The 24,516-nt window shown below is 62.5% G+C and carries 18 protein-coding genes and 2 pseudogenes; 9 read left to right on the top strand and 11 right to left on the bottom strand.

Annotated elements, in window-relative coordinates:
* Positions 1 to 224 precede the first annotated feature (224 nt).
* From C4Q27_RS16885 to C4Q27_RS30045, 5 genes and pseudogenes are all read right to left on the bottom strand, one after another.
* Positions 225 to 1,217 (bottom strand): lysylphosphatidylglycerol synthase transmembrane domain-containing protein, encoded by a 993-nt coding sequence (locus C4Q27_RS16885; RefSeq protein WP_104887091.1) that lies wholly within the window; start codon positions 1,215 to 1,217, stop codon positions 225 to 227.
* Complete coding sequence (locus C4Q27_RS16890) at positions 1,214 to 1,978, bottom strand: DUF2334 domain-containing protein (protein WP_049587348.1); 765 nt, start codon at positions 1,976 to 1,978, stop codon at positions 1,214 to 1,216. Before C4Q27_RS16890 ends, C4Q27_RS16885 begins: the two co-directional genes overlap by 4 nt.
* Entirely contained in the window at positions 1,971 to 3,092 is a 1,122-nt protein-coding gene (locus C4Q27_RS16895) for a glycosyltransferase family 1 protein (RefSeq protein ID WP_020193164.1), read from the bottom strand. The genes C4Q27_RS16890 and C4Q27_RS16895 overlap by 8 nt, the downstream gene beginning before the upstream one ends.
* 168 nt (positions 3,093 to 3,260) lie before the next feature.
* Positions 3,261 to 4,025: a methyl-accepting chemotaxis protein gene (locus C4Q27_RS30040; protein WP_370688736.1), complete on the bottom strand. Its 765-nt coding sequence runs from the start codon at positions 4,023 to 4,025 to the stop codon at positions 3,261 to 3,263.
* 141 nt (positions 4,026 to 4,166) lie between these two features.
* Positions 4,167 to 5,135, bottom strand: a pseudogene (locus tag C4Q27_RS30045) (cache domain-containing protein); the annotation flags it as partial.
* A 168-nt stretch (positions 5,136 to 5,303) separates the two neighbouring features.
* On the opposite strand from C4Q27_RS30045, the gene C4Q27_RS16905 reads away from it, so the two are divergent.
* Complete coding sequence (locus C4Q27_RS16905) at positions 5,304 to 6,779, top strand: helicase HerA-like domain-containing protein (RefSeq protein ID WP_104887093.1); 1,476 nt, start codon at positions 5,304 to 5,306, stop codon at positions 6,777 to 6,779.
* A 105-nt stretch (positions 6,780 to 6,884) separates the two neighbouring features.
* On the opposite strand, the gene C4Q27_RS16910 is transcribed toward C4Q27_RS16905, so the two are convergent.
* Together C4Q27_RS16910 and C4Q27_RS16915 are read right to left on the bottom strand one after the other, a co-directional pair.
* Positions 6,885 to 8,357 carry an inorganic phosphate transporter gene (locus tag C4Q27_RS16910; protein WP_014592256.1) on the bottom strand — a complete coding sequence of 491 codons (1,473 nt, stop codon included), beginning with the start codon at positions 8,355 to 8,357 and terminating at the stop codon, positions 6,885 to 6,887.
* Between the two features lie 312 nt (positions 8,358 to 8,669).
* Complete coding sequence (locus C4Q27_RS16915) at positions 8,670 to 8,870, bottom strand: hypothetical protein (RefSeq protein ID WP_003251937.1); 201 nt, start codon at positions 8,868 to 8,870, stop codon at positions 8,670 to 8,672.
* Positions 8,871 to 9,349: 479 nt separating this feature from the next.
* On the opposite strand from C4Q27_RS16915, the gene pcaR reads away from it, so the two are divergent.
* The 8 genes and pseudogenes from pcaR (at position 9,350) to pcaC (ending at position 17,463) form a co-directional block, all read left to right on the top strand.
* Positions 9,350 to 10,225, top strand: a complete 876-nt coding sequence (gene pcaR / locus C4Q27_RS16925) for a pca regulon transcriptional regulator PcaR (protein ID WP_003251938.1) — start codon at positions 9,350 to 9,352, stop codon at positions 10,223 to 10,225.
* 320 nt (positions 10,226 to 10,545) lie between these two features.
* Entirely contained in the window at positions 10,546 to 11,892 is a 1,347-nt protein-coding gene (locus C4Q27_RS16930) for an MFS transporter (protein WP_020192010.1), read from the top strand.
* A 231-nt stretch (positions 11,893 to 12,123) separates the two neighbouring features.
* Positions 12,124 to 12,219 (top strand): annotated as a pseudogene (locus C4Q27_RS16935) (CoA-transferase subunit beta); the annotation flags it as partial.
* Positions 12,216 to 13,421: a 3-oxoadipyl-CoA thiolase gene (gene pcaF, locus C4Q27_RS16940; protein ID WP_172835047.1), complete on the top strand. Its 1,206-nt coding sequence runs from the start codon at positions 12,216 to 12,218 to the stop codon at positions 13,419 to 13,421. The pseudogene C4Q27_RS16935 and the gene pcaF, both read left to right, overlap by 4 nt.
* Before the next feature lie 187 nt (positions 13,422 to 13,608).
* Complete coding sequence (locus C4Q27_RS16945) at positions 13,609 to 14,895, top strand: MFS family transporter (protein ID WP_104887094.1); 1,287 nt, start codon at positions 13,609 to 13,611, stop codon at positions 14,893 to 14,895.
* 9 nt (positions 14,896 to 14,904) lie between these two features.
* On the top strand, positions 14,905 to 16,257 hold the full coding sequence (locus C4Q27_RS16950) for a 3-carboxy-cis,cis-muconate cycloisomerase (protein ID WP_104887095.1): 1,353 nt from the start codon (positions 14,905 to 14,907) through the stop codon (positions 16,255 to 16,257).
* An 11-nt stretch (positions 16,258 to 16,268) separates the two neighbouring features.
* The gene (gene pcaD / locus C4Q27_RS16955) at positions 16,269 to 17,060 is read left to right on the top strand and encodes a 3-oxoadipate enol-lactonase (protein ID WP_014754363.1); all 792 of its coding nucleotides are present in this window, start codon (positions 16,269 to 16,271) and stop codon (positions 17,058 to 17,060) included.
* 10 nt (positions 17,061 to 17,070) lie between these two features.
* Complete coding sequence (pcaC, locus tag C4Q27_RS16960; RefSeq protein ID WP_010952489.1) at positions 17,071 to 17,463, top strand: 4-carboxymuconolactone decarboxylase; 393 nt, start codon at positions 17,071 to 17,073, stop codon at positions 17,461 to 17,463.
* Between the two features lie 52 nt (positions 17,464 to 17,515).
* Here pcaC and C4Q27_RS16965 read toward each other — a convergent pair whose 3' ends face one another.
* The 4 genes from C4Q27_RS16965 to ttgB form a co-directional block, all read right to left on the bottom strand.
* Positions 17,516 to 18,040, bottom strand: coding sequence for a DUF962 domain-containing protein (locus tag C4Q27_RS16965; RefSeq protein WP_064491137.1), 525 nt, complete (start codon positions 18,038 to 18,040; stop codon positions 17,516 to 17,518).
* A 209-nt stretch (positions 18,041 to 18,249) separates the two neighbouring features.
* Entirely contained in the window at positions 18,250 to 19,506 is a 1,257-nt protein-coding gene (locus C4Q27_RS16970; RefSeq protein WP_064491136.1) for an OprD family porin, read from the bottom strand.
* Between the two features lie 404 nt (positions 19,507 to 19,910).
* Positions 19,911 to 21,365, bottom strand: a complete 1,455-nt coding sequence (locus tag C4Q27_RS16975; RefSeq protein ID WP_010952492.1) for an AdeC/AdeK/OprM family multidrug efflux complex outer membrane factor — start codon at positions 21,363 to 21,365, stop codon at positions 19,911 to 19,913.
* Positions 21,362 to 24,514 carry a multidrug efflux RND transporter permease subunit TtgB gene (gene ttgB / locus C4Q27_RS16980; protein WP_014754360.1) on the bottom strand — a complete coding sequence of 1,051 codons (3,153 nt, stop codon included), beginning with the start codon at positions 24,512 to 24,514 and terminating at the stop codon, positions 21,362 to 21,364. Before ttgB ends, C4Q27_RS16975 begins: the two co-directional genes overlap by 4 nt.
* Positions 24,515 to 24,516: the final 2 nt, after the last annotated feature.

Raw genomic sequence — 24,516 nt, forward strand, 5'->3', positions numbered from 1 at the left:
CGGCTTGCTGTGAGATTCCGGGCTGCTGCGCAGCCCTGTCGCGACAGGGGCGCAGAGCGCCCCGGCAATCCTGGGTGAAACGGCAATGACCAAGCAACGCAACAACCCCGTCGCCTCACCTCCACCGACCGTTGGCGAAGGCTGCCTGGCCCGCTACGACCCTGAAGCCCTGGATGACACGGATGGCACCGACTTCCCCGGCGCCGCCGAACTCTGGCAACAGCTCAACCCGCCTGACGCCGCCAGCGCTCCAGCAACGGACGTCCCAGCAGGCACACAAACACCGGCCCCCCAGCCAGCAGATAAAAGTAGTACGTAACCGCCCGCCATATCAGGATTGCCGCAGCTGCGGTCGAGCTGCCCACCAAGGGTGTCAACAGGCTGGCCGACGTCAGCTCGGCGGCCCCGGCGCCGCCAGGCAGCAGACTGAATTGGCCGGCGCTGAGCGACAGCATCTGCACCAGGAAGCTGGGAATCCACTGCAGGTCTACCCCCAAGCCACGCAACACCAGGTACAAGACGCTGTAGCGCAGCCCCCAGTGGATGCAGGTCAGGGTGAATACCAGGCTCAGCCTGCGCTTGGGCAGGCGCCAGGTCTGCGCCAGTGCTGCAACGAAGTGCAGCAGTTTGCGCGCCCAGCGACGTTTGCGCGGCTGGCCCATCCCCATGCGCTGCAACAGCCTGCCGTTCATGCGCATTATCGGGCGCCGGTAGCGCAACAGCCCGATCACCCCGGCCAACGCTGAGCACAGCAGTAACGCACTGCCAAGCAACATGCTTTCCTGGCTGCGGCCCAGGCTGTGGAACAGCGCATAGCCGGCAATCGCCAGCATTGCGCAGAAGAAGAACACCAGGTCGTTCAACTGGTCCATGGCAAAAACGGCGCCGCTGCGCGCCGGGCGGATGCGGTCTCGCGCCAGCAGGGCCATCAGGGTCAGCGGCCCACCACTGCCGCCAGGGGTGGTGCAGATGGCAAACTCGGTGGCCATGACCACGCCCAGGCTGCGAGCATGGCTCAACTGTTTTGCCTGCTCACCCAGCAACAGGCGCAGGCGCAGCGCATTGATGACCCAGCACAACAGAATCATGCCTAGTAGCATGAGCAGCAGGTGCGGGTCGAACCGGCTCAGCCTCGGCAGCAGCTCGCTACCACCCAGCAACGCTGGCACCAGCGCTGCACCCAGCAATGCCAGCGCCAGCCAGGCCCAGCGCTTCATGCTGCCCCCTGGCGCTCCAGCCAGGCAGATTTGGTCAGCGGTTCGCGGCCATCCTTCAACAGTCTCTCCAGCGTGCGCAACCAATAGTCACGGGATGAGCGATGGCGCATGTCTACAGGGTGCAGCCCCAAGCGCAACGTGCTCGCGCCCCGCCAGCGCTGGCATTGCCAGTCGCACAGCGTGCGGGACAGTTTGCGACGCCATGCGCTGCGCGCGCTCCAGACCAGGCCTGGAGCATCAATGGCCGTAAAGTCTGGTAAGCGGTACAGATGCTGAGGTGTACTGGTGTATTTCAGTGGCAGGCGGCACAGCGCTTGCCGCGTGCCCTGGCTCATGAGCCAGGCCGGTGCGACAAACCCTGCCACAGGCCACCCTTGGTCCTCGAACAGTGCCAGGCCCTCCTGTAGCCGGGTAAGCGCTTCGTTCTCATCAAGGCTGTAGAACTCGCCTTCATGGGTATAAATGCGCCGCATGAAGTAGTCGACGGGGCTGCGCGGTACGGGGCCTTCGTCAGCATGGGCATAGCCGTGAAGCGCCAGTTCGTCGCCTTTGGCAAGGCGTTCGTCCAGCAGACGGCAGAACGAAGGTGCCTGGTGCAGCGGATTGCGTCGATGGAAGTCCGGGACCACCAGCCATGTCATTGGCACGTGGCCCAGCGCGTCCACGGCCCCTACGAACGGTTCATAGTCCGGCCAGGTTTCCGGGGCAACATCATGCAACACCAGCATGAGGCTGCGCTGGCTGGCGGAAGGCTCAAGCATGGGCGCGCACCTGCGGCTGGTGGCCGAGCACGGCCTGGTAGTGCTGGAGCAGGCCAGCTACCACGTTATCCCATGAATAATGTTGCTCTACATGGTGGCGGGCCTGCACGCCGAGCTCGCGGATACCTGCCTCGAACGCCTCGCGCACGGCGGATGCCATGGCCCGGCCATCGTTGGGCGTGCACAGGCGGCCACACTGTTCGTTGATGATTTCAGGGAAAGCACCGGCGCGCACGGCCACCACGGGGGTGGCGCTGGCCATGGCTTCGAGAATGACCAGGCCGAATGTTTCCTGGTCGCCAGCATGCACCAACAAGTCGGCGCTGGCGATCAGCCGGGCCACCTCTGCAGCCGGGCAGAAGTGATCGATGACGCTGACGTTGTGCGGCACGCTGGCCGGCATGTTCGAGCCCACCAGTAACAGGTGGTAGGGGTCGCCGAGTCGCTGCATGCAGTCAAGCAGCACCGGCAGGTTCTTTTCTCGCGAGCCGCGGCCGGCAAAGATCAACAGGCGGCTGGTGTCGGCAATGCCCAGTTCGGCACGTACATGTGGGTCGCGCCGGGAGGGGTGGAAAGTGGCAAGGTCAACGCCCAGCGGCTGCACATGGACATCGCGCACGCCCAAGCGGCGTAGTTTGTCGGCCATCACCTGGCTGGGGGCCAGTACCCGATCAAAATTGCCGTAGAGCTTGCTGACGTAGGCCTCGACATTGGGTGCGAACCAGTTGCCCATGCGGTTGCTGACCAGTAACGGCAGGTCGGAATGGTAGAAACCGATCACGGGCACGTCGAGCTGGCGCCGCGCCTCCAGCGCCGCCCAGGCGGTCAGGTAGGGGTCGCCAACTTCGATCAGGTCGGGTTTGAGCGTGCGCAGTGTATTGCACCAGGGGGCCAGGCGTACCGGAAAGCGGTAACCCTTGCCAAACGGCAAGGGCGGCGCAGGTACCTGATAGATGCCATCGCCGTGTTGGGCGCTGGCACCGGGAATCAACAGGCTGTGGCGTACGCCGTGAATGGCGTCGAGACGGTGATGTTTGGCATCAAGATAGGTACGTACGCCACCGCTGGCCGGGGCGTAGAACATGGTGATGTCGGCGATGTGCACGATCAGCATCCCTCCGGGATCGTCTTCGGGTCTGTCATCCGGCGTTGAATTGCCGGCGATGAAATGCCTAAAGGTGGACCTATCAGAAGGATAGTTTGTTCGATCGGTTTGAGAGGAGGGGAGTGCGTAATGCCTGGCGCAGCGCAGAGGCTGCGCCAGGCGAATGTGTAGCCTCTATCAGATACGGAAGCTGCCCACCAGGTGCTTCAGGCGGCCAGCCTGCTGCTCGAGGTCGGAGCAGGCGCGCAGGGTCGCTTGCAGGTTCTCCACGCCTTCCTGGTTGAGCATGTTGATCTCGTTGATGTCCATGTTGATCGCCTCGACCACGGCGGTCTGCTCTTCGGTGGCAGTGGCCACCGACTGGTTCATGCCGTCGATCTCGCCAATGCGCACGGTAACGCTGTCCAGTCGCTCACCCGCCTGGTTGGCGATCTGCATGCTGTCCTGGCTGTGGCGCTGGCTCTGCTCCATGGTGTCGACCGACTCGCGGGCACCGACCTGCAGCTCTTCGATCATGGTCTGCACTTGCTGTGCCGACTCCTGGGTGCGGTGCGCCAGATTGCGCACCTCATCGGCGACCACGGCAAAGCCACGCCCGGCCTCACCGGCGCGGGCCGCTTCGATGGCGGCGTTCAGCGCCAGCAGGTTGGTCTGCTGGGAAATGCTGGTGATCACTTCCAGGATCTGGCCGATATTCACGGTCTTGCTGTTCAGTGTTTCGATGTGCGCGCTGGAGGTGACGATCAAGTCGGACAGGCGGTTCATCGCGGCAATGTTGCGCTCGACCACTTGCTGGCCTTCTTCGGCCAGCAGGCGCGCGGAGCTTGCGTGCTGCGAAGCCTGGGCGGCATTGCCGGCGATTTCCTGAGCCGCAGCGCCCAGTTCGTTGATGGCGGCTGCGACACTGTTGGTGCGGTTGGACTGCTCGTCGGAGTTGGTCATCGATGAGTTCGAAGCGCTGATCACCCGCAGGGCCACTTCGTTGACCTGCTCGGTGGCCGAGGACACTTCGCGAATGCTGCTGTGAATGCGTTCGACGAAGCGGTTGAAGGCGTTGCCGAGGACACCGAATTCGTCGTGGCTGTGGATGTGCAGGCGCTTGGTCAGGTCGCCCTCACCTTCGGCGATGTCTTCCATGGCGCGGGTCATGGTGTGCAGCGGTTGCATCAACACGCGGATCAGCAGGCCGAGCAGGCCGATGATGATCACCACTGCCACTACCGTGGCGATCACCGCAGAGGTGCGGAAGGTGCTGAGCATCGAGAAGGCCTTGTCCTTGTCCACCGACAGGCCGATGTACCAGTTCGCCGACGGCAGGCCGGTAATCGGGCTGAAGGTCAGCAGGCGGGTCTGGCCATCGCTTTGCACTTCGGTCAGCTCGCCGGTCAGTTTCGGCGTGTGCTGCGGGAACAGGTCCGACAGCGACTTCATGACCAGATCCTTATCCGGGTGCACCAGGATCTTGCCCTGGTCGTTGACCAGGAAGGCGTATCCCATGCCGCCGAAGTTCAGCGAGTTGATGATCTGCACCAGACCGTCCAGGGCCAGGTCGCCGCCGACCACGCCAACGCTGCTGGAGACCTTGCTGAGGATGCCGATGACCATCTTGTTGGTGGTCATGTCGATGTAGGGTTCGGTCGGCGTCGCGCCGCTGGCGTTCATGCCGTCCTTGTACCAAGGGCGGGTGCGCGGGTCGTAGCCGTCGGGCATCTTCGCGTCCGGGCGCACGCTGAAACCGCCGTCGACTTTGCCCAGGTAGACCGTGAGGAAGCTGGATATCAGCGCATTCTGACCCATCAGGGTTTCGGCGTTGGCCGGGTCCTGGGCAATGTTCTGCGCCAGGTTTTCCACCAGTTTTATCCGGCCCTCGAACAGGTTGCGAATGTTGGTCGACGTGGAGGCGCCCATTTCAGCCAGATAGTTTTCCAGGTCCTCGCGGATCGCATTACGCTGGAGGTAATCGTTGTAGAGGGTGAAAAGGCTGAAGGCGAGTATCACGATCAGTGATGCCGCCAAAAGAATCTTGTGGCTGAAACGAAGGCTTTTGTTCATGGCGTAATCGGTTCCGCTAAGGTTTTATATCAGGCGTTCGCACGAGTGGAGCCGTAGGTTGTGCAACATCCCGAAAAGTCCCTTTTCGGCTGTTCCTCTCTATTAAGGCGAATAACACCCACAGGTATCGGCCGAATTAAGCTAAAGCTTGAGCAGAGGATTAAAGAGATGTCGGAATTTTCGACCATCGTTGTAGGCGCGGGCCCGGATGGCCAGCCAGTCGGGCAAGCAATGCGCCTGGCCAACCGCCACGGTCTGGTGGCTGGCGCAACCGGTACTGGCAAGACCGTCACCCTGCAGCGCCTGGCGGAGGTGTTCAGCGACGCAGGGGTGGCGGTGTTCGCCGCGGATGTCAAAGGCGACCTTTGTGGCCTGGGTGCTGCCGGTGCGCCACAGGGCAAGGTGGCTGAGCGCATCGCCGGCATGCCGTGGCTGGGGCATACGCCCAGGGCTTACCCGGTGAGCTTGTGGGATATCGCCGGGCAGTCTGGCCACCCGCTGCGCACCACCCTCAGTGAAATGGGGCCGTTGTTGCTGGGCAACTTGCTGGAACTGACCGACAGCCAGCAGGCGGCGCTGTATGCAGCATTCAAGGTGGCCGACCGCGAAGGCCTGCTGCTGCTGGACCTCAAAGACCTCAAGGCCCTGCTGGCGCATCTGAAGGACAACCCGCAGCTGCTCGGCGAAGACAGCGCGCTGATGACCACGGCCTCCACCCAGGCTTTGTTGCGCCGGCTCGCTACCTTGGAGCAGCAGGGCGCCGAGGCACTGTTTGGCGAGCCGGCATTGCAACTGGAGGACCTGCTGCGCCCTGATCCGGATGGACGTGGACGTATCCACCTGCTCGATGCCAGCCGATTGGTGCACGAGGCACCCAAGGTGTACGCGACGTTCCTGTTGTGGCTGCTGGCCGAATTGTTCGAGCAGTTGCCCGAGCGCGGTGATGCCGACAAGCCGGTGCTGGCGCTGTTCTTCGATGAAGCACACCTGCTGTTCAACGGCACGCCCAAGGCGTTGCAGGACCGTCTTGAGCAAGTGGTCCGGCTGATCCGCTCCAAGGGGGTGGGGGTCTATTTCGTTACCCAGTCGCCGGGTGACTTGCCCGACGCGGTGCTGGCCCAGTTGGGCTTGCGCATTCAGCACGGCTTGCGGGCGTTCACGGCCAAGGAGCAGAAGTCGCTGCGGGCGGTAGCCGATGGTTTCCGCCCCAACCCGACGTTCGACACCCTGGCGGTGCTGACCGAACTGGGTATTGGCGAAGCGCTGGTGGGTACGTTGCAAGAGAAGGGCACGCCGGCCATGGTGCAGAGGGTGCTGGTTGCACCGCCGCAGTCGCGTATCGGGCCACTGAGTGCGGCTGAGCGCAGTGCGCTGATTGCGGCTTCGCCATTGTCGGGGCGCTATGACAAACCGGTGGACCGTGAGTCTGCCTATGAAATGCTGAGCCAGCGTAAGGGCGAGCCGGTGGAGCCGGCGCCACAACCGAAGGCGGATGAAGAGAGTTTTGCCGACAAGGCGGGTGAGTTCTTGCAGAGTGCAGCGGGGCAGGCGATCAAGTCGGCAGTGCGCCAGGCGGCCAACCAGTTGGGGCGGCAGTTGGTGCGCGGCTTGATGGGGTCGTTGTTAGGGGGCAAGAAAAGGTAGTCTTCCTGCGCCGCGCCCATACCCTTGGTAGCACAAGGCTGCTTCGGCAGGCATAACGGCTATGAAAAAGGCGCCCGAGGGCGCCTTCATTCATTGCGGTGTCACTCAGCCAATGGCTTTGGACGCCAGCCAGAACAGGCCGGCCGCCAGGCCCATCGAGGTAGGCAGGGTCAGGACCCATGCCAGCAGGATGGTCTTCACGGTGCCGCCTTGCAGGCCACTTTTGTTGGCGACCATGGTGCCGGCCACACCGGACGACAGCACATGGGTGGTCGATACCGGCAGGGCGAATACGTTGGCCATGCCGATGGCGCAGGCTGCGGTGATCTGTGCCGACATGCCTTGGGCATAGGTCATGCCTTGTTTGCCGATCTTCTCGCCCACCGTCAACACCACGCGCTTCCAGCCAACCATGGTGCCCAGGCCAAGGGCCAGGGCGACGGCCACGATCACCCAGAACGGGGCGTATTCGGTGGTGGCGGTGAGGTCTTTGCGCAGTTTTTCAAGGTCGGACTTTTCACGGGCGTCCAGGCCTGGCAGCTTGCCAACCTTCTTCGCCGTGTCATCCAGGCACAACAGATAGCGGCGCACTTCAACGCGCTTCTCGGCATCGAGGCTGTGGTAGTCCGTCACGCCCTTCAGTGAGGTCTGCAGCGCAGCAATGGTCGGCTCGGTCTGCTGCGGGTTGCAACTGAACTGCTCCGGCAGGTCGCTGGCCTTGGCCTTGCCCAGTGCCAGGAACTCGCCCAGGGTGGCAGCGTTACGCTGGTAGAACTGGCTCATGTGCAGGGTGGCGTCGCGAGTACGTTCGATCTGGTAGGTGGTGCTGTTCAGGTCGAGTACGAACTTGGCCGGGACAATACCGATCAGCACCAGCATGATCAGGCCGATGCCTTTCTGGCCGTCGTTGGAGCCGTGCACGAAGCTCACGCCCATGGCGGAAACCACCAGGACCAGACGGTTCCAGAAGGGCGGGTGCTTCTTGTCGTCGAGCTTGCGGCGCTGTTCCGGGGTTTTGTGCATCTTCGACAGCGGGCGCCACCATTTCAGGCCGATCAGCACCAGGGCAGCAACGGCGAAGCCGGCCATTGGCGAGACCACCAGCGACATGGCGATATCGATCGCTTTCTGCCAGTTGACGCCGTCGCCCAGCGGAATGTCGTTGATCAGGGCGTTGGCCAGGCCGACACCGAGGATGGAGCCGATCAGCGTGTGCGAACTGGAGGCGGGGATGCCAAAGTACCAGGTGCCCAGGTTCCAGGTGATGGCCGCAGCCAGCAACGAGAAGACCATGGCCAGGCCGTGGCCGGTGTTCACATTGATCAGCAGCTCTACCGGCAACAGGTGCACGATGGCATAGGCCACCCCTACACCGCCGAGCAGAACGCCAAGGAAGTTGAACACGCCGGAGAAGAACACGGCGAGGTGCGGCGGCATGGCTTTGGTATAGATGACGGTAGCTACCGCGTTGGCGGTGTCATGAAAGCCATTGATGAACTCGAAGGCGAGTACGAAGGTCAAGGCGAGCAGCAGGCTCACCAACACCCAGGCATCCAGTCCGCTGAATAAATCGATCATGAAGGTTGTCTGGCGGGTCTTAGGGGGGCGGGATTATGCCAGAAAACCTTGGCAATCGATGCACCTGTAACAGGCAGATGACAGTCTTCATGGTGCAAGCGCGCCATGCAGAGGGGGGCGGTACGGGAGGTAAATAGCGGCTAAAAATCACAAAATAGGGCGAAAAAAGGCCGAAAGCTTGAGAAAAATCCATTTCGCAAAAATTCAAACGCCTGTATGAAATTTGTGTGATTCCATTTCATCATCGGCCAGACAGTAAAGATCGAGCTCGCCCGGGTAGGCCGGGCGACGATGCGCAGAGGGCCCCGAGGCTCAGGGATTGTCACTGCGCAGTTCTTTTTCGATGCGTTCCAGTTCCTGGCTGAAGGCCTGGTCGCGAACGCTGGCACGCTTGCGCCAGGGTTTGCGTTCCGGATCCGGTTGTGCGGCGTATGTGGTGACTTCGCCACCATAAACATCCTTGTAACGTTCAGCCTGGCGCTCGAGTTCCGCGCGCAGTTCATCTTTCGTCACGTGCAGTACCTGAAATAAGTGTAATGACTGTTGTCATGCATTGTGCAACATGCATTTTGCCTTGCTGGCCGCAACGGCTTGATAAAGCGGAAGGTTCAATGACCACGGTAAGCGGAGGGCCTGCGCAATCGATTATAGCAACCGATAATTCGCCGAACATCGATAATTTACGCAACCCCGACATCATCTGGCGTAAGTAGCAGATTGTGCCCGCGAACAGTTGGGACCTTTCGTACAAAGTTTGAAAGGAATGGCGGATAGAAGTTCGTTGCAATGTCAGGGCGGGCCGTAATGAAAAACGGCCTCGCCGAAAGGCGAGGCCGTTGCCTGGGGACTTCTACGGTGGGTACCTGACCAGTCTCTCCAAAGAAGCCACAAGTGGCATGGGAAAGGTATAAGCAAAAGTGTCGGCGGTCAATTGCGATTATCGGCCGTTTGTTCGATAATCGCACGAACCGGTGTTTTTTTTGAGGTGTGCGATGAGTGACGAAACCCTGGGCAACGATTCCGGCAATGCCGAGGTGGCGCGACCTGCTTCGGCTGCCATGGCGCCGCCGATCGTGGCTTCCCCGGCCAAGCGCATCCAGGCCTTTACCGGCGACCCGGACTTCATGACCTCGCTGGCACGTGGCCTGGCCGTGATCCAGGCATTCCAGGAGCGCAAGCGCCACCTGACCATCGCCCAGATCAGCCACCGTACCGAAATCCCTCGCGCGGCGGTGCGCCGTTGCCTGCACACGTTGATCAAGCTGGGGTACGCCACCACCGACGGGCGTACCTATTCGCTGCTGCCCAAAGTGCTGACCCTGGGGCATGCCTACCTGTCGTCGACGCCGCTGGCAATTTCTGCACAGCCGTACCTGGATCGCATCAGCGACCAGCTGCATGAGGCGGCCAACATGGCCACCCTCGAGGGCGACGACATCCTTTATATAGCCCGTTCGGCCACGGTCGAGCGGCTGATCTCGGTCGATCTGTCGGTGGGCGGGCGCCTGCCGGCCTATTGCACGTCGATGGGGCGCATTCTGCTGGCGGCCATGGATGACACCAGCCTGCGTGAGTACCTGGAACGTGCCGACCTCAAGGCGCGCACCAGCCGCACCCTGAATGACCCCGAATCGTTGTTCGCCTGCATCCAGCAGGTGCGCGCCCAGGGCTGGTGCGTGGTAGACCAGGAACTGGAACAGGGGCTGCGATCGATTGCCGTGCCGGTGTATGACGCTTCGGGGCAGGTGTTGGCTGCGCTGAACGTCAGTACCCATGTCGGGCGGGTGACCCGCAGTGAACTGGAGCAGCGGTTCTTGCCGATTTTGCTGGCAGCCAGCCGGGACCTTTGCCACCAGTTGTTTGGTTGAGACCACAGGGAGCACTTTGCGGCCCCGGATCAGAACAGGCAAAACCGTTTCCTGTGCGATAAACGCACAGTGTCGTGCCGGGTGAATTGCGTCACCTCGGCCGGCTGATTAATGTCTCTCGCAACGGTCGGCTAGCCGACCGAACAAGAAAAACACTAGAGGCACTCACTCATGAATACTGTCACCTCGCTGCTGCGGCCGCACCCGCATGCAGTATCGTTATATCCAGGCTGACCCAGGCCATATACCCCAATCATCGCCCTTGTACCGGATGCCCGCGTGCAATGGCCTGACTGTGCCCCACATTCTGGATAACAATAATGAACCAAGCGCAAACCAACGTCGGCAAAAGCCTCGACGTTCAGTCATTCATCAATCAGCAGCCGCTGTCCCGCTATCAGTGGCGGGTCGTGCTGCTGTGCTTCCTGATCGTCTTCCTCGACGGCCTGGACACCGCTGCCATGGGGTTCATCGCCCCGGCACTGTCGCAAGAGTGGGGGATCGACCGCGCCAGCCTTGGGCCGGTCATGAGTGCCGCGTTGATCGGCATGGTGTTCGGCGCCCTGGGCTCCGGGCCGCTGGCTGACCGTTTCGGCCGCAAAGGCGTGCTGGTGGGGGCGGTGCTGGTGTTCGGTGGCTTCAGCCTGGCCTCGGCCTATGCCACCAACGTCGACCAGTTGCTGGTACTGCGCTTCCTGACGGGCCTGGGCCTGGGTGCAGGCATGCCCAACGCTACCACGCTGTTGTCCGAATACACGCCGGAGCGCCTCAAGTCGCTGCTGGTGACCAGCATGTTCTGTGGCTTCAACCTGGGCATGGCGGGTGGTGGCTTCATTTCCGCCAAGATGATCCCGGCCTACGGCTGGCACAGCCTGCTGGTCATCGGTGGCGTGCTGCCGTTGCTGCTGGCGCTGGTGCTGATGGTCTGGCTGCCGGAGTCGGCGCGGTTCCTGGTGGTGCGCAACCGCGGTACCGACAAGGTGCGCAAGACCTTGTCGCCAATCGCGCCGCAAGTGGTGGCTGAGGCAGGCAGTTTCAGCGTGCCGGAGCAAAAGGCGGTTGCTGCACGCAACGTGTTCGCGGTGATCTTCTCTGGCACCTATGGCTTGGGCACCGTGTTGCTGTGGCTGACCTATTTCATGGGCCTGGTGATCGTCTACCTCCTGACCAGCTGGCTGCCAACCCTGATGCGTGACAGCGGCGCGAGCATGGAACAGGCCGCGTTCATCGGCGCGCTGTTCCAGTTTGGCGGCGTGCTAAGTGCAGTCGGCGTGGGTTGGGCCATGGACCGTTTCAATCCGCACAAGGTGATCGGCATTTTCTATCTGCTGGCCGGGGTGTTCGCCTACGCAGTGGGGCAGAGCCTGGGCAACATCACTCTGCTAGCCACGCTGGTGCTCGTCGCGGGTATGTGCGTGAACGGTGCGCAGTCGGCAATGCCATCGCTGGCGGCGCGCTTCTATCCCACCCAGGGCCGGGCCACAGGCGTATCGTGGATGCTGGGTATTGGCCGCTTTGGTGCGATTCTCGGCGCCTGGAGTGGTGCAACGCTGCTGGGCCTGGGCTGGAGCTTCGAGCAGGTGCTGACGGCGTTGCTGGTACCGGCGGCGCTGGCGACCGTGGGAGTGGTCGTCAAGGGGCTGGTCAGCCACGCCGACGCAACCTGAGGGCGAGGGCCGCGTTGCGGCCCATTCACAGCACAACGCCGCTCCCGCAGGGGCGGCGTTGTGCTGCAATCAGGGCGCACAGTTGCCCTGCGCGTGGGGTGGATAGTTGCGCAACAAATGGTTCGTTAATCGCACAGATAGTCGATTATCGGATTGTAAGGTACCTACCAGTCTCCTTAATCTGGGTTTACCGAAGCACCCTGACCAGGAGCCTCCAAATGCCACGCGCAGACCATTTCCGAACCCACCCAAATCGAGCTGTCCGCCATGCGTGACCTCGACGCCCGTACCGCCGCTGACCATGGCCAGCTGGCAGGAGAAGCCTGATGCACGACGTATTCATCTGTGATGCCATCCGTACCCCGATCGGCCGCTTCGGCGGCGCCCTGGCCAGCGTGCGGGCCGACGACCTGGCAGCCGTGCCGCTGAAGGCGCTGATCGAGCGCAACCCTGGCGTGCAGTGGGACCAGGTAGACGAAGTGTTCTTCGGCTGCGCCAACCAGGCCGGTGAAGACAACCGCAACGTGGCCCGCATGGCACTGCTGCTGGCCGGCCTGCCGGAAAGCATCCCGGGCGTCACCCTGAACCGTCTGTGCGCGTCGGGCATGGATGCCGTCGGCACCGCGTTCCGCGCCATCGCCAGCGGCGAGATGGAGCTGGTGATTGCCGGTGGCGTCGAGTCGATGTCGCGCGCCCCGTTCGTCATGGGCAAGGCTGAAAGCGCCTATTCGCGCAACATGAAGCTGGAAGACACCACCATTGGCTGGCGTTTCATCAACCCGTTGATGAAGAGCCAGTACGGTGTGGATTCCATGCCGGAAACCGCCGACAACGTGGCCGACGACTATCAGGTTTCGCGTGCTGACCAGGACGCTTTCGCCCTGCGCAGCCAGCAGAAGGCTGCCGCTGCGCAGGCTGCCGGCTTCTTTGCCGAAGAAATCGTGCCGGTGCGTATCGCTCACAAGAAGGGCGAAATCATCGTCGAACGTGACGAACACCTGCGCCCTGAAACCACGCTGGAGGCGCTGACCAAGCTCAAGCCGGTCAACGGGCCGGACAAGACGGTCACCGCCGGCAACGCCTCGGGCGTGAACGACGGTGCTGCGGCGATGATCCTGGCCTCGGCCGCAGCGGTGAAGAAACACGGCCTGACTCCGCGTGCCCGTGTTCTGGGCATGGCCAGCGGCGGCGTTGCGCCACGTGTCATGGGCATTGGCCCGGTGCCGGCGGTGCGCAAACTGACCGAGCGTCTGGGGATAGCGGTAAGTGATTTCGACGTGATCGAGCTTAACGAAGCGTTTGCCAGCCAAGGCCTGGCGGTGCTGCGTGAGCTGGGTGTGGCTGACGATGCGCCCCAGGTAAACCCTAATGGCGGTGCCATTGCCCTGGGCCACCCCCTGGGCATGAGCGGTGCACGCCTGGTACTGACTGCGTTGCACCAGCTGGAGAAGAGTGGCGGTCGCAAGGGCCTGGCGACCATGTGTGTGGGTGTCGGCCAAGGTCTGGCGTTGGCCATCGAGCGGGTTTGACCTGTACCGGCCTCTTCGCGGGGAAGCCCGCTCCAACAGGGATCCACGCAATCACCTGTGGGAGCGGGCTTCCCCGCGAAGAGGCCTCTCCTGTGAGACATAAGGCCCATTGCCAGCCCGATAGCGGAACGAGTGTGTTACTAGGTATGTCTAGAACTACCTAGGACCCTCCAGGAGTAAACCCGTCATGACCTCAACCTATTACACCGGCGAAGAACGCAGCAAGCGCATCTTCGCTATTGTCGGTGCCTCATCAGGCAACCTGGTGGAATGGTTCGACTTCTACGTCTACGCCTTCTGCGCGATCTACTTCGCCCCGGCCTTCTTCCCCTCCGACGACCCCACCGTGCAGCTATTGAACACGGCAGGTGTATTCGCCGCGGGCTTTTTGATGCGCCCCATTGGTGGCTGGATCTTCGGCCGCCTCGCCGACCGCCATGGTCGCAAGAATTCCCTGATGATCTCGGTGCTGATGATGTGCTTCGGCTCGCTGATGATCGCCTGCCTGCCCACCTATGCCATCGGCACCTGGGCCCCGGCGCTGCTATTGCTGGCCCGCCTGATCCAGGGGCTGTCGGTAGGGGGCGAATACGGCACCACGGCCACCTACATGAGTGAAGTAGCACTGCGTGGGCAGCGCGGCTTCTTTGCTTCGTTCCAGTACGTCACCCTGATCGGCGGCCAGTTGCTGGCGGTCCTGGTCGTGGTGATCCTGCAACAGCTGCTGACTGAAGATGAACTGCGGGCCTGGGGCTGGCGCATTCCCTTCGTGGTGGGCGCCATCGCCGCCCTGATCTCGCTGATGCTGCGCCGTTCGCTGCACGAGACCAGTAGCGCCGAAGCCCGCAATGACAAGGATGCAGGTTCGATCGGAGGTTTGTTCCGCAATCACGCAGCGGCGTTCATCACGGTACTGGGCTACACCGCGGGTGGCTCGCTGATTTTCTATACTTTCACCACCTATATGCAGAAGTACCTGGTCAACACCGCGGGCATGACCGCCAAGAACGCCAGCTACGTAATGACCGGGGCGTTGTTCCTGTTCATGGTGGTGCAGCCGTTCTTCGGCATGCTGTCCGACCGTATCGGCCGGCGCAATTCGATGCTGCTGTTCGGCGGCCTCGGTACCCTGTGCACCGTGCCGCTGCTGATGGCGCTGAAAACCGTGACCAGCCCGATCATGGCCTTCGTGCTGATCAGCCTGGCCCTGTGTATCGTGAGTTTCTACACCTCGATCAGCGGTCTGGTGAAGGCCGAGATGTTCCCGCCGCAGGTGCGTGCACTGGGTGTTGGCCTGGCCTACGCGGTGGCCAACGCAGCATTCGGCGGTTCGGCCGAGTATGTGGCCCTGGGCCTGAAAACCCTTGGGATGGAAAACACTTTCTATTGGTACGTGACGGCGATGATGGCGATTGCCTTCCTGTTCAGCCTGCGCCTGCCGAAGCAGGCGGCGTACCTGCACCATGATGATTAAGGACGCTGCATGAGCAACCAACTGTTCGACGCCTATTTCACCGCGCCGGCCATGCGCGAGATTTTCTCCGACCGAGGCCGCCTGCAGGGCATGCTGGATTTCGAAGCCGCGCTTGCCCGTGCCGAAGCCTCTGCCGGTTTGGTCCCGCACAGCGCGGTAGCGGCCATCGAGGCGGCATGCCAGGCCGAGCGCTACGACGTTGGCGCGCTGGCCAATGCCATCGCCACCGCGGGCAACTCGGCCATTCCGCTGGTGAAAGCGTTGGGCAAGGTGATCGCCACCGGCGTGCCTGAGGCTGAGCGCTATGTGCACCTTGGGGCCACCAGCCAGGATGCGATGGATACCGGTCTGGTTCTGCAGCTGCGCGATGCCCTCGATTTGATCGAGGCCGACCTCGGCAAGCTGGCCGAGACCCTGTCGCAGCAGGCCTTGAAGCACGCCGATACGCCCTTGGTGGGTCGTACCTGGTTGCAGCACGCCACCCCGGTGACCCTGGGCATGAAACTGGCCGGTGTACTGGGTGCTTTGACCCGCCACCGTCAGCGCCTTCAGGAACTGCGCCCGCGCCTGCTGGTCCTGCAGTTCGGCGGTGCCTCGGGTAGCCTGGCGGCCCTGGGTAGCAAGGCGATGCCGGTGGCCGAAGCGTTGGCCGAACAGCTCAAGCTGACCCTGCCCGAGCAGCCCTGGCACACCCAGCGCGACCGCCTGGTGGAGTTTGCCTCGGTACTGGGCCTGGTTGCCGGCAGCCTGGGCAAGTTCGGCCGTGATATCAGCTTGCTGATGCAAACCGAGGCGGGGGAGGTGTTTGAGCCTTCTGCGCCGGGTAAGGGTGGTTCTTCGACCATGCCACACAAGCGCAACCCGGTGGGTGCCGCCGTGTTGATCGGTGCCGCGACCCGCGTGCCGGGCTTGCTGTCGACGCTGTTCGCAGCCATGCCTCAGGAGCACGAGCGCAGCCTGGGCCTATGGCATGCCGAGTGGGAAACCCTGCCGGATATCTGCTGCCTGGTCTCTGGCGCCCTGCGCCAGGCTCAAGTGATTGCCGAGGGCATGGAGGTGGATGCCGCGCGCATGCGCCGTAACCTCGACCTGACCCAAGGCCTGGTGTTGGCCGAAGCGGTGAGCATCGTCCTCGCCCAGCGTCTGGGTCGCGACCGTGCCCACCACCTGCTGGAACAATGCTGCCAGCGCGCGGTGGCCGAACAGCGGCACCTGCGTGCCGTGCTGGGTGACGAGCCACAGGTCAGCGCCGAGCTGTCTGGCGAAGAACTCGATCGTCTGCTCGACCCTGCCCATTACCTGGGCCAGGCCCGCGTCTGGGTGGCGCGCGCCGTGTCCGAACATCAACGTTTCACTGCCTGAAGGAGACCGCTGTGGCGCACTTGCAACTGGCCGATGGCGTTTTGAATTACCAGATCGATGGCCCGGATGACGCCCCGGTGCTGGTCCTGTCCAACTCGCTGGGTACCGACCTGGGCATGTGGGACACCCAGATTCCGCTCTGGAGCCAGCACTTCCGGGTGCTGCGCTATGACACCCGTGGTCACGGCGCATCGCTGGTCACTGAAGGCCCTTACAGCATCGAACAGCTGGGCCGCGACGTGCTGGCCCTGCTCGATGGCCTGGACATTCAGAAGGCTCACTTCGTCGGCCTGTCGATGGGCGGCCTGATCGGCCAGTGGCTGGGTATCCATGCAGGTGAGCGCCTGCACAGCCTGACCCTGTGCAACACGGCCGCCAAGATCGCCAATGACGAGGTGTGGAACACCCGTATCGACACGGTACTCAAAGGCGGCCAGCAGGCCATGGTCGACCTGCGCGATGCCTCCATCGCCCGCTGGTTCACCCCGGGCTTTGCCCAGGCACAGGCGGAGCAGGCCCAGCGTATCTGCCAGATGCTGGCGCAAACCAGCCCGCAAGGCTACGCAGGCAACTGTGCAGCGGTACGTGACGCTGATTATCGTGAGCAACTGGGCCGCATCCAGGTGCCCGCGCTGATCGTTGCCGGTACGGAAGACGTGGTTACCACCCCTGAGCATGGCCGCTTCATGCAGGCCGGTATCCAAGGTGCCGAGTACGTCGACTTCCCGGCGGCGCACCTGTCCAACGTCGAGATTGGCGAGGCCTTCAGCCGCCGCGTGCTCGATTTCCTGCTGGCTCACTGAGGACAACACCATGGACGAGAAACAACGTTACGACGCTGGCATGCAAGTGCGCCGCGCAGTGCTGGGTGATGCCCACGTGGACCGCAGCCTGGAGAAGCTCAACGACTTCAATGGCGAGTTCCAGGAAATGATCACCCGCCACGCCTGGGGTGACATCTGGACCCGCCCGGGGCTGCCGCGCCATACCCGCAGCCTGATCACCATCGCCATGCTGATCGGCATGAACCGCAACGACGAGCTGAAGCTGCACCTGCGTGCGGCGGCCAACAATGGCGTGACCCGCGACGAGATCAAGGAAGTGCTGATGCAGAGCGCGATCTACTGCGGCATTCCGGCGGCCAATGCCACGTTCCACCTGGCTGAGTCGGTGTGGGATGAACTTGGCGTAGAGTCTCGCCAGTAAACCGTGATCACGGGCAGGCCCCTGCAACAGGGCGCTTGCCCGCGAATGGCCTTTACACCGATGCCTTTTTTTGCCGCATGGCAATCGGGCCGGCGTTGGCTTCCACGGCGCGCTTCAGGGTCGGGCACAGGCCCAGCATGAACGCAGCTTCCGCCACCACGAACAGTGGCCCGATGATCAGGCCGCTCACGTCGTCGACAAATGCCGGTTTGCGGCCTTCGTAGTAATGGCCGATGAACTGGATGATCCAGCCCACCACGAACGTCCCCAGCCCGGCGCCGAGCCATAGCGTTGTCGACTGCACTGCCAGCGCCTCACCGACCCACAGGCACAGGCCCAGCAACAGCCCCATCACCAGCCCGAAGCGCAGGTCCAGGCGCAAGTAGAACCACACAGACGCCGCCGCTGCCAGCAGGGCAGGGGACAGCCACATGCCAGCTATCTCCCAGCCTGGGCGTGAAAGCAGGATGGTGACTGCCAGCACGATCATGGGGATGCCGACGAAGTGGGTGGCGATGTTGCGTGGATCGCGGTGGTAGTTGGCGTATTGGCTCAGGTGGTCGACGAGGGTTTTCATTGTTGTGCCTCCCTGTTCAGCTTTGTTTCACCTGTAGCGGATAGTGATCAGGATAGCCTGCAGTCACCACCATCATCAGCTCAGCGAATGGCGGCAGCTCGCACTGGGCAATTCATGGCAGGGTTTTCATCACGCTGTTGCCAATGATGCTTTCAAAAGGGAGGGCGTCTGGCCTCTTCGCGGGGTTATTCGCGAAGAGGCCAATTGAGTCACAGAAGATTCAGCGGATAACTCACAATCAAGCGGTTCTCATCGAACGCGTTGGTGCTGAAGTCGCGACGCATGGTCGAGTTGCGCCATTTCAGCGACAGGTCCTTGAAGCTGCCCGACTGCACCACATAGGCCAGCTCTGTTTCCCGCGCCCATTCCTTGCCATCGTCCACGCTGCCCACGGTGACGTTGTCACCCTTGATATAGCGGTTCATCAGGGTCAGCCCGGGTACGCCGACGGTGGCGAAGTTGAAGTCATGGCGAACCTGCCAGGAACGCTCCTTGGCATTGTCGAAGCTTGAATTGTAGCTGTCGTTGGCCAGGGTACCGCCACTGGTGCCATTGACCCGCATCCAGGCATCGTCGCCGCTGACCTTCTGCAGGCCAACGTAAAAGGTGTGGCCTTGGTAGCGCGCGGAAAGCAAGGCGGAGGCGGTGCGGTTGTCCAGCTTGCCGGCCCGTTCGGCGCCATCTTCCTTGCCGATGAAGTAGCCCAGGTTGGCGCCCAGCGTCCAGTCGCCCAGCGGCTGGCTGTGCGTCAGGTTGAGGTATTGCTGGCGGTAGATGTCCTTGAGCTGGGCATCCCACAGGCCGATCATGGTGCGCTTGTCGTTGAAGGTGTACTCACCGCCGCCGAAGTTGAAACGGTCGGAGGTGAAGGCGGCTTTGCCGTTGAGCGACATGTCTTCCATGCTGGCATCGTTGCGCGGGCTGTTGCCGCGGAACTGGCCGGCGTACAGGGTCAGGCCGGCGATTTCCCTGGAGGTCAGCTGGCCACCGCGGAAGGTTTGCGGCAGTGAGCGGCCATCGTCCGAACGCAGGATTGGCAGTACCGGCATCCATTCACCGACTTTCAGCTCGGTTTCGGACAGCTTGGCCTTCAGCGCCACACCCAGCCGGCCAAAGTCATCGGCCGGGCGGCCGTCGTCATGCACTGGCAGCAGGTGGGTGTTGGTGGTGCCTTTGCCGCCGTCGAGCTTGACCGAGTACAGGCCCAGTACGTCCACGCCGAAACCGACCGTGCCCTGGGTGAAACCGGAACGGGCATCGAGGATGAAGCTTTGTGTCCATTCCTCGGCCTTGCCCTGTGGGTGGGCCGGGTCGACGAAGTTACGGTTGATGTAGAAGTTGCGCAGGTTGAGGGTGGCCTTGGCGTCCTCGATGAAACCACCTTCGTTGGCGGCGAATGCGGGGAGGGCGCAGGACATGGCCAACAGGCCAGGCAGCAGCTGACGTGCGGGTAGCGAAATGCTCATCTGTCGTGGATCTCTTGTTTTTATGGTCGAGCCGGTGCACTGCAGGATCGGGCCTGCAGGTGCGGGTGTTTTTGATGAACTTGGGTAACGTTGCGTGGTGGGGATGGTGCGGGGTAGTGCGGGGGTGAGGCAATTCGCCGCAAACGGAACGGGGCGATAATCGAACGGAATGTTCCGGTTGGTTAATAACTCTCCTGGGGCGGCCTCTTCGCGGGTGAACCCGCTCCTACAACGGCTTGCGCCCAACCACCGATATGTGTCCACCACACGATCCGCGTAGGAGCGGGTTCACCCGCGAATACGGTGGTGGCTGCGACGGTGAATCACCAGGGATACTGGCCGGCACAGGCACTAAAAAAGCAAAGCCCACCGCTAAGGGTGGGCTTGCGCTGTAACAAGGCCGATCAGCCTTTCGGTGTTTCCACCGATGCCTGCTGGTTGGCCTGCCCGGTCTGCTCGTACCAGCCACCGCCAAGCGCCTTGTACAGGTTGACCTCGCTGGTCAGCTGCGACAGGCGGTCTCCGATCAGCGCTTGCTGGGCACTGAACAGGTTGCGTTGGGCATCGAGGAAGGTCAGGTTGCTGTCAATCCCGATGCGGTAACGGCGTTCGGCCAAGCGGTAGTAGTCCTGGTTCGCCTGCACCAGGTCGCGCTGGGCCTGCAACTGCTCTTCGAAGGTCTTGCGTGCCGCCAGGCCATCGGAGACTTCCTGGAAGGCCGTCTGGATGGTTTTTTCGTACTTGGCGACGTTGATGTCCTTCTGGATTTTCGAGTAGTCCAGGCTGGCTTTCAGGCTACCGGCGTTGAAGATCGGCAGGTTGATCTGCGGCTGGAACAGCCAGGTGCCCTGGCCGCCCGAGAACAGGTGGCCCATGTCGGGGCTCAGGCTACCAGCGTTCGCGGTCAGGCTGATGCTCGGGAAGAACGCTGCGCGGGCTGCACCAATGTTGGCGTTGGCAGCCTTGAGCAGGTGCTCGGCTTCCTGAATGTCCGGGCGACGCTGAAGGATATCCGATGGCAGGCCGGCCGGTACTTCGGCCAGTTGGTCGGCATCAAGCTCCAGCGGCTTGGCCAGGTCGGCAGGAATGCCGGTGCCCAGCAGCACGGTCAGGCTGTTGACGTCCTGGGCGACCAGGCGCTGGTACTGCGAGTACTTGACCCTGGCGCCTTCCACGGCGGTACGCGCCTGGCTGACGTCCAGGGCCGAGGCCACGCCGACCTCGTTGCTGCGACGGGTGAGGTTGTAGCTTTCCTCGTAGGTCTTCAGCGTTTCTTCGGTCAGCTTGAACAGGGCCTGGTCGGCCTGCCAGGTGTAGTAGGCGTTGGCCACGCTGGCTACCAGGGCGATTTGCGTGGAACGACGCGCCTGCTCGCTGGAGAGGTAGGTTTCCAGGGCCTGCTCGGTCAGGCTGCGCACGCGGCCGAACAGGTCCAGCTCGTAGGCGCTGACGCCCAAGGTGGCCGAGTACTGGCTGGTGATGCCAGATTCGCCCGTTTGCGACATGTTCGCCGGGACACGCTGGCGGCTGCCGCTGCCGGTGGCCGAAACCGCCGGGAACAGGTCGGCGCGCTGAATGCGGTATTGCGCACGGTAGGCGTCGAGGTTCAACGCCGCGACCCGTAGGTCGCGGTTATTGACCAGCGAGGTCTGGATCAGCTGTTGCAGCGCCGGGTCGTGGAAGAACTGGCGCCAGCCCTGTTCAGCAGCGGCAACATCCGCCGATTGCGTCGGCGAGTAAGCAGGGCCTTGCGGCCACTGCGCAGCCACCGGCGCCTCTGGGGTCTGGTAGTCAGGGATCAGCGAGCAGCCGCCAAGAATGAAAGCGGTTACCGCCAGGGACAACAAAGACTTGGTCATTGCCCAGCCTCATAACGTGGATTTTCAGGGGTGACGTCTTTTTCCGGCTCTTTGCTGCCGAACAGCGACGACACTGCGACGAAGAACAGTGGTACCCAGAAGATAGCCAGCACGGTCGCACTGATCATGCCGCCGATCACGCCAGTACCGATGGCGTGCTGGCTGCCGGCGCCGGCGCCGCTGGCGATGGTCAACGGTACCACGCCCAGGATGAACGCCAGCGAGGTCATGATGATCGGGCGCAGACGCATGCGGCACGCCTCGATCGCTGCGTCGTACAAGCTGCGGCCTTGTTCGTGCAGCTCCTTGGCGAATTCCACGATCAGAATGGCGTTTTTCGCCGCAAGACCGATGGTGGTCAACAGGCCAACCAGGAAGTACACGTCGTTGGACAGGCCGCGCAGGCTGGTGGCGATCAGCGCACCGATGATACCCAGCGGTACTACCAGCACCACAGCGATCGGGATCGACCAGCTTTCGTACAGGGCCGCCAGGCACAGGAACACGAACAGCACCGAGAGGGCGAACAGTGCCGGCATCTGCGAGCCGGAGAGTTTTTCCTCGTAGGACATGCCGGTCCAGGAGAAGCCGATACCGCTCGGCAGCTCGCCTGCAATGCGCTCGACCTCGGCCATGGCTTCACCGGTACTGTAACCAGGCGCCGGTGCACCAAGGATTTCCATCGCTTCGACACCGTTGTAACGCGACAGCTTCGGCGAACCATAGGTCCATTCGCCTTTGGCGAAGGAGGAGAACGGCACCATCTCGCCTGCGCCGTTGCGCACGTACCATTTTTGCAGGTCTTCCGGGCTCATCCGCGCGCTTGGTTCGCCCTGGATGTACACCTTCTTGACCCGGCCACGGTCGATGAAGTCGTTGACGTAGCTGGCACCCAAGGCAATCGACAGGGTGTTGTTGATGTCGGCAATGGTCACGCCCAAGGCGCTGGCACGTTCGTCATCAATGGTCAGCTGGTACTGCGGTTCATCGTTCAGGCCATTCGGTCGCACGGCGCTGAGGATCTTGCTCTGCGCAGCTTTGGCCAGGAACTGGTTGCGCGCCTCCATCAACTTCGCGTGGCCGACACCGCCGCGGTCCTGAAGGAACACGTCGAAGCCGGTGGCGTTACCCAGTTCAAGCACCGCTGGCGGGGCGAAGGCGAACACCATCGCATCACGGAAGGTGAAGAAGTGCTGCTGGGCGCGCTGGGCCAGGGCGAACACGCTGTTCTCCTTCGAGCGTTCATCCCAGGGTTTGAGCATGATGAAGGCCATGCCCGAGCTCTGGCCGCGGCCTGCGAAGTTGAAGCCGTTGACGGTGAACACCGACGATACGGTATCGGCTTCGTCCTTGAGCAGGTATTCACGCATCTGGTCGACCACGACCTGCGTGCGCTCGGCACTGGAACCGGCCGGGGTCTGCACCTGAGCGAACAGTACGCCCTGGTCTTCTTCTGGCAGGAACGCGGTAGGGATGCGGGCGAACAGCCAGATCATGCCGACCACGATCAGCGCATAGGCCAGCAGGAATGGCACCTTGTTGCGCAGGATGGTGCCTACACTGCGCTCGTAGCCGTTGACGCTGCGGTCGAAGTTGCGGTTGAACCAGCCGAAGAAGCCGCCTTTGGCGGTGTGGTGCTCGCCCTTCTTCAGCGGTTTGAGCATGGTTGCGCAGAGCGCCGGGGTGAAGATAAGCGCAACCAGCACCGACAGGCCCATGGCCGAGACGATGGTGATGGAGAACTGCCGGTAGATCACACCCGTGGAACCGCCGAAGAACGCCATGGGCAGCAGTACGGCCGAGAGCACCAGGGCGATACCCACCAGGGCGCCCTGGATCTGTTCCATCGAGCGTTTGGTCGCTTCCTTGGGCGGCAAGCCTTCCTCGGACATGACCCGCTCGACGTTCTCCACCACGACGATGGCGTCGTCCACCAGCAAGCCGATGGCCAGAACCATGGCGAACATGGTCAGGGTGTTGATGCTGAAGCCCGCGGCGGCAAGGATGCCGAAGGTACCCAGCAATACCACCGGTACGGTCATGGTGGTGATGATGGTGGCGCGGAAGTTCTGCAGGAACAGGTACATCACCAGGAACACCAGCACCACGGCTTCGATCAGGGTGTGGATCACGCCGCTGATCGACTCGGTGACCACTGGGGTGGTGTCATACGGGAATACCGCCTTGACCCCCGGCGGGAAGAACGGTTCCAGGCCTTTGATGGTCTCGCGCAGTGCCTTGGCGGTGTCCAGGGCGTTGGCGCCGGTTGCCAGTTTTACCGCCAGGCCGGAAGCCGGCTTGCCGTTGAACTGGGCGCTGACGGCGTAGTTTTCACCCCCCAGGCCCACTTGGGCGACGTCACCCAGGCGCACCTGTGAACCGTCTTTGTTGACCTTGAGCAGAATACTCTCGAACTGCTCGGCGGTTTGCAGGCGGGTCTTGCCGATGATGGTGGCGTTCAGCTGGGTGCCCGGCAGGGCTGGCAGGCCGCCGAGCTGGCCGGAAGACACCTGCACGTTCTGTGCGGCCACAGCGGTCTTGACGTCGACCGGGGTCAGCTGGAACTTGTTCAGCTTGGCCGGATCGAGCCAGATACGCATGGCGTACTGCGCACCGAACACCTGGAAGTCACCTACACCCGCTGTACGCGAGATCGGGTCCTGCATGTTCGAGACGATGTAGTTGGCCAGGTCGTCCTTGGTCATGCTGCCGTCTTCGGAGACCAGACCAATCACCAGCAGGAAGTTCTTCACTGCTTTGGTGACGCGGATACCTTGCTGCTGCACTTCCTGCGGCAGCAGCGGGGTGGCCAGGTTCAGCTTGTTCTGTACCTGTACCTGCGCGGTGTCGGGGTTGGTGCCCTGTTCGAAGGTGGCGGTAATGGTCATGCTGCCGTCGGAGTTACTTTCCGACGACACATAACGCAGGTTGTCGATACCGTTGAGCTGCTGCTCGATCACCTGCACCACGGTGTCCTGCACGGTTTGCGCCGAGGCGCCCGGGTAGGTCACGGCGATGGCGATGGCCGGCGGCGCGATACTGGGGTACTGGTTGATCGGCAGCTTCAGGATGGACAAGGCCCCGACCAGCATGATCACCAAGGCGATCACCCAGGCGAAGATCGGGCGATCGATAAAGAACTTCGACATGG

Origin of the sequence: Pseudomonas sp. SWI36 (assembly GCF_002948105.1) — a bacterium.
Taxonomy (GTDB): domain Bacteria; phylum Pseudomonadota; class Gammaproteobacteria; order Pseudomonadales; family Pseudomonadaceae; genus Aquipseudomonas; species Aquipseudomonas alloputida.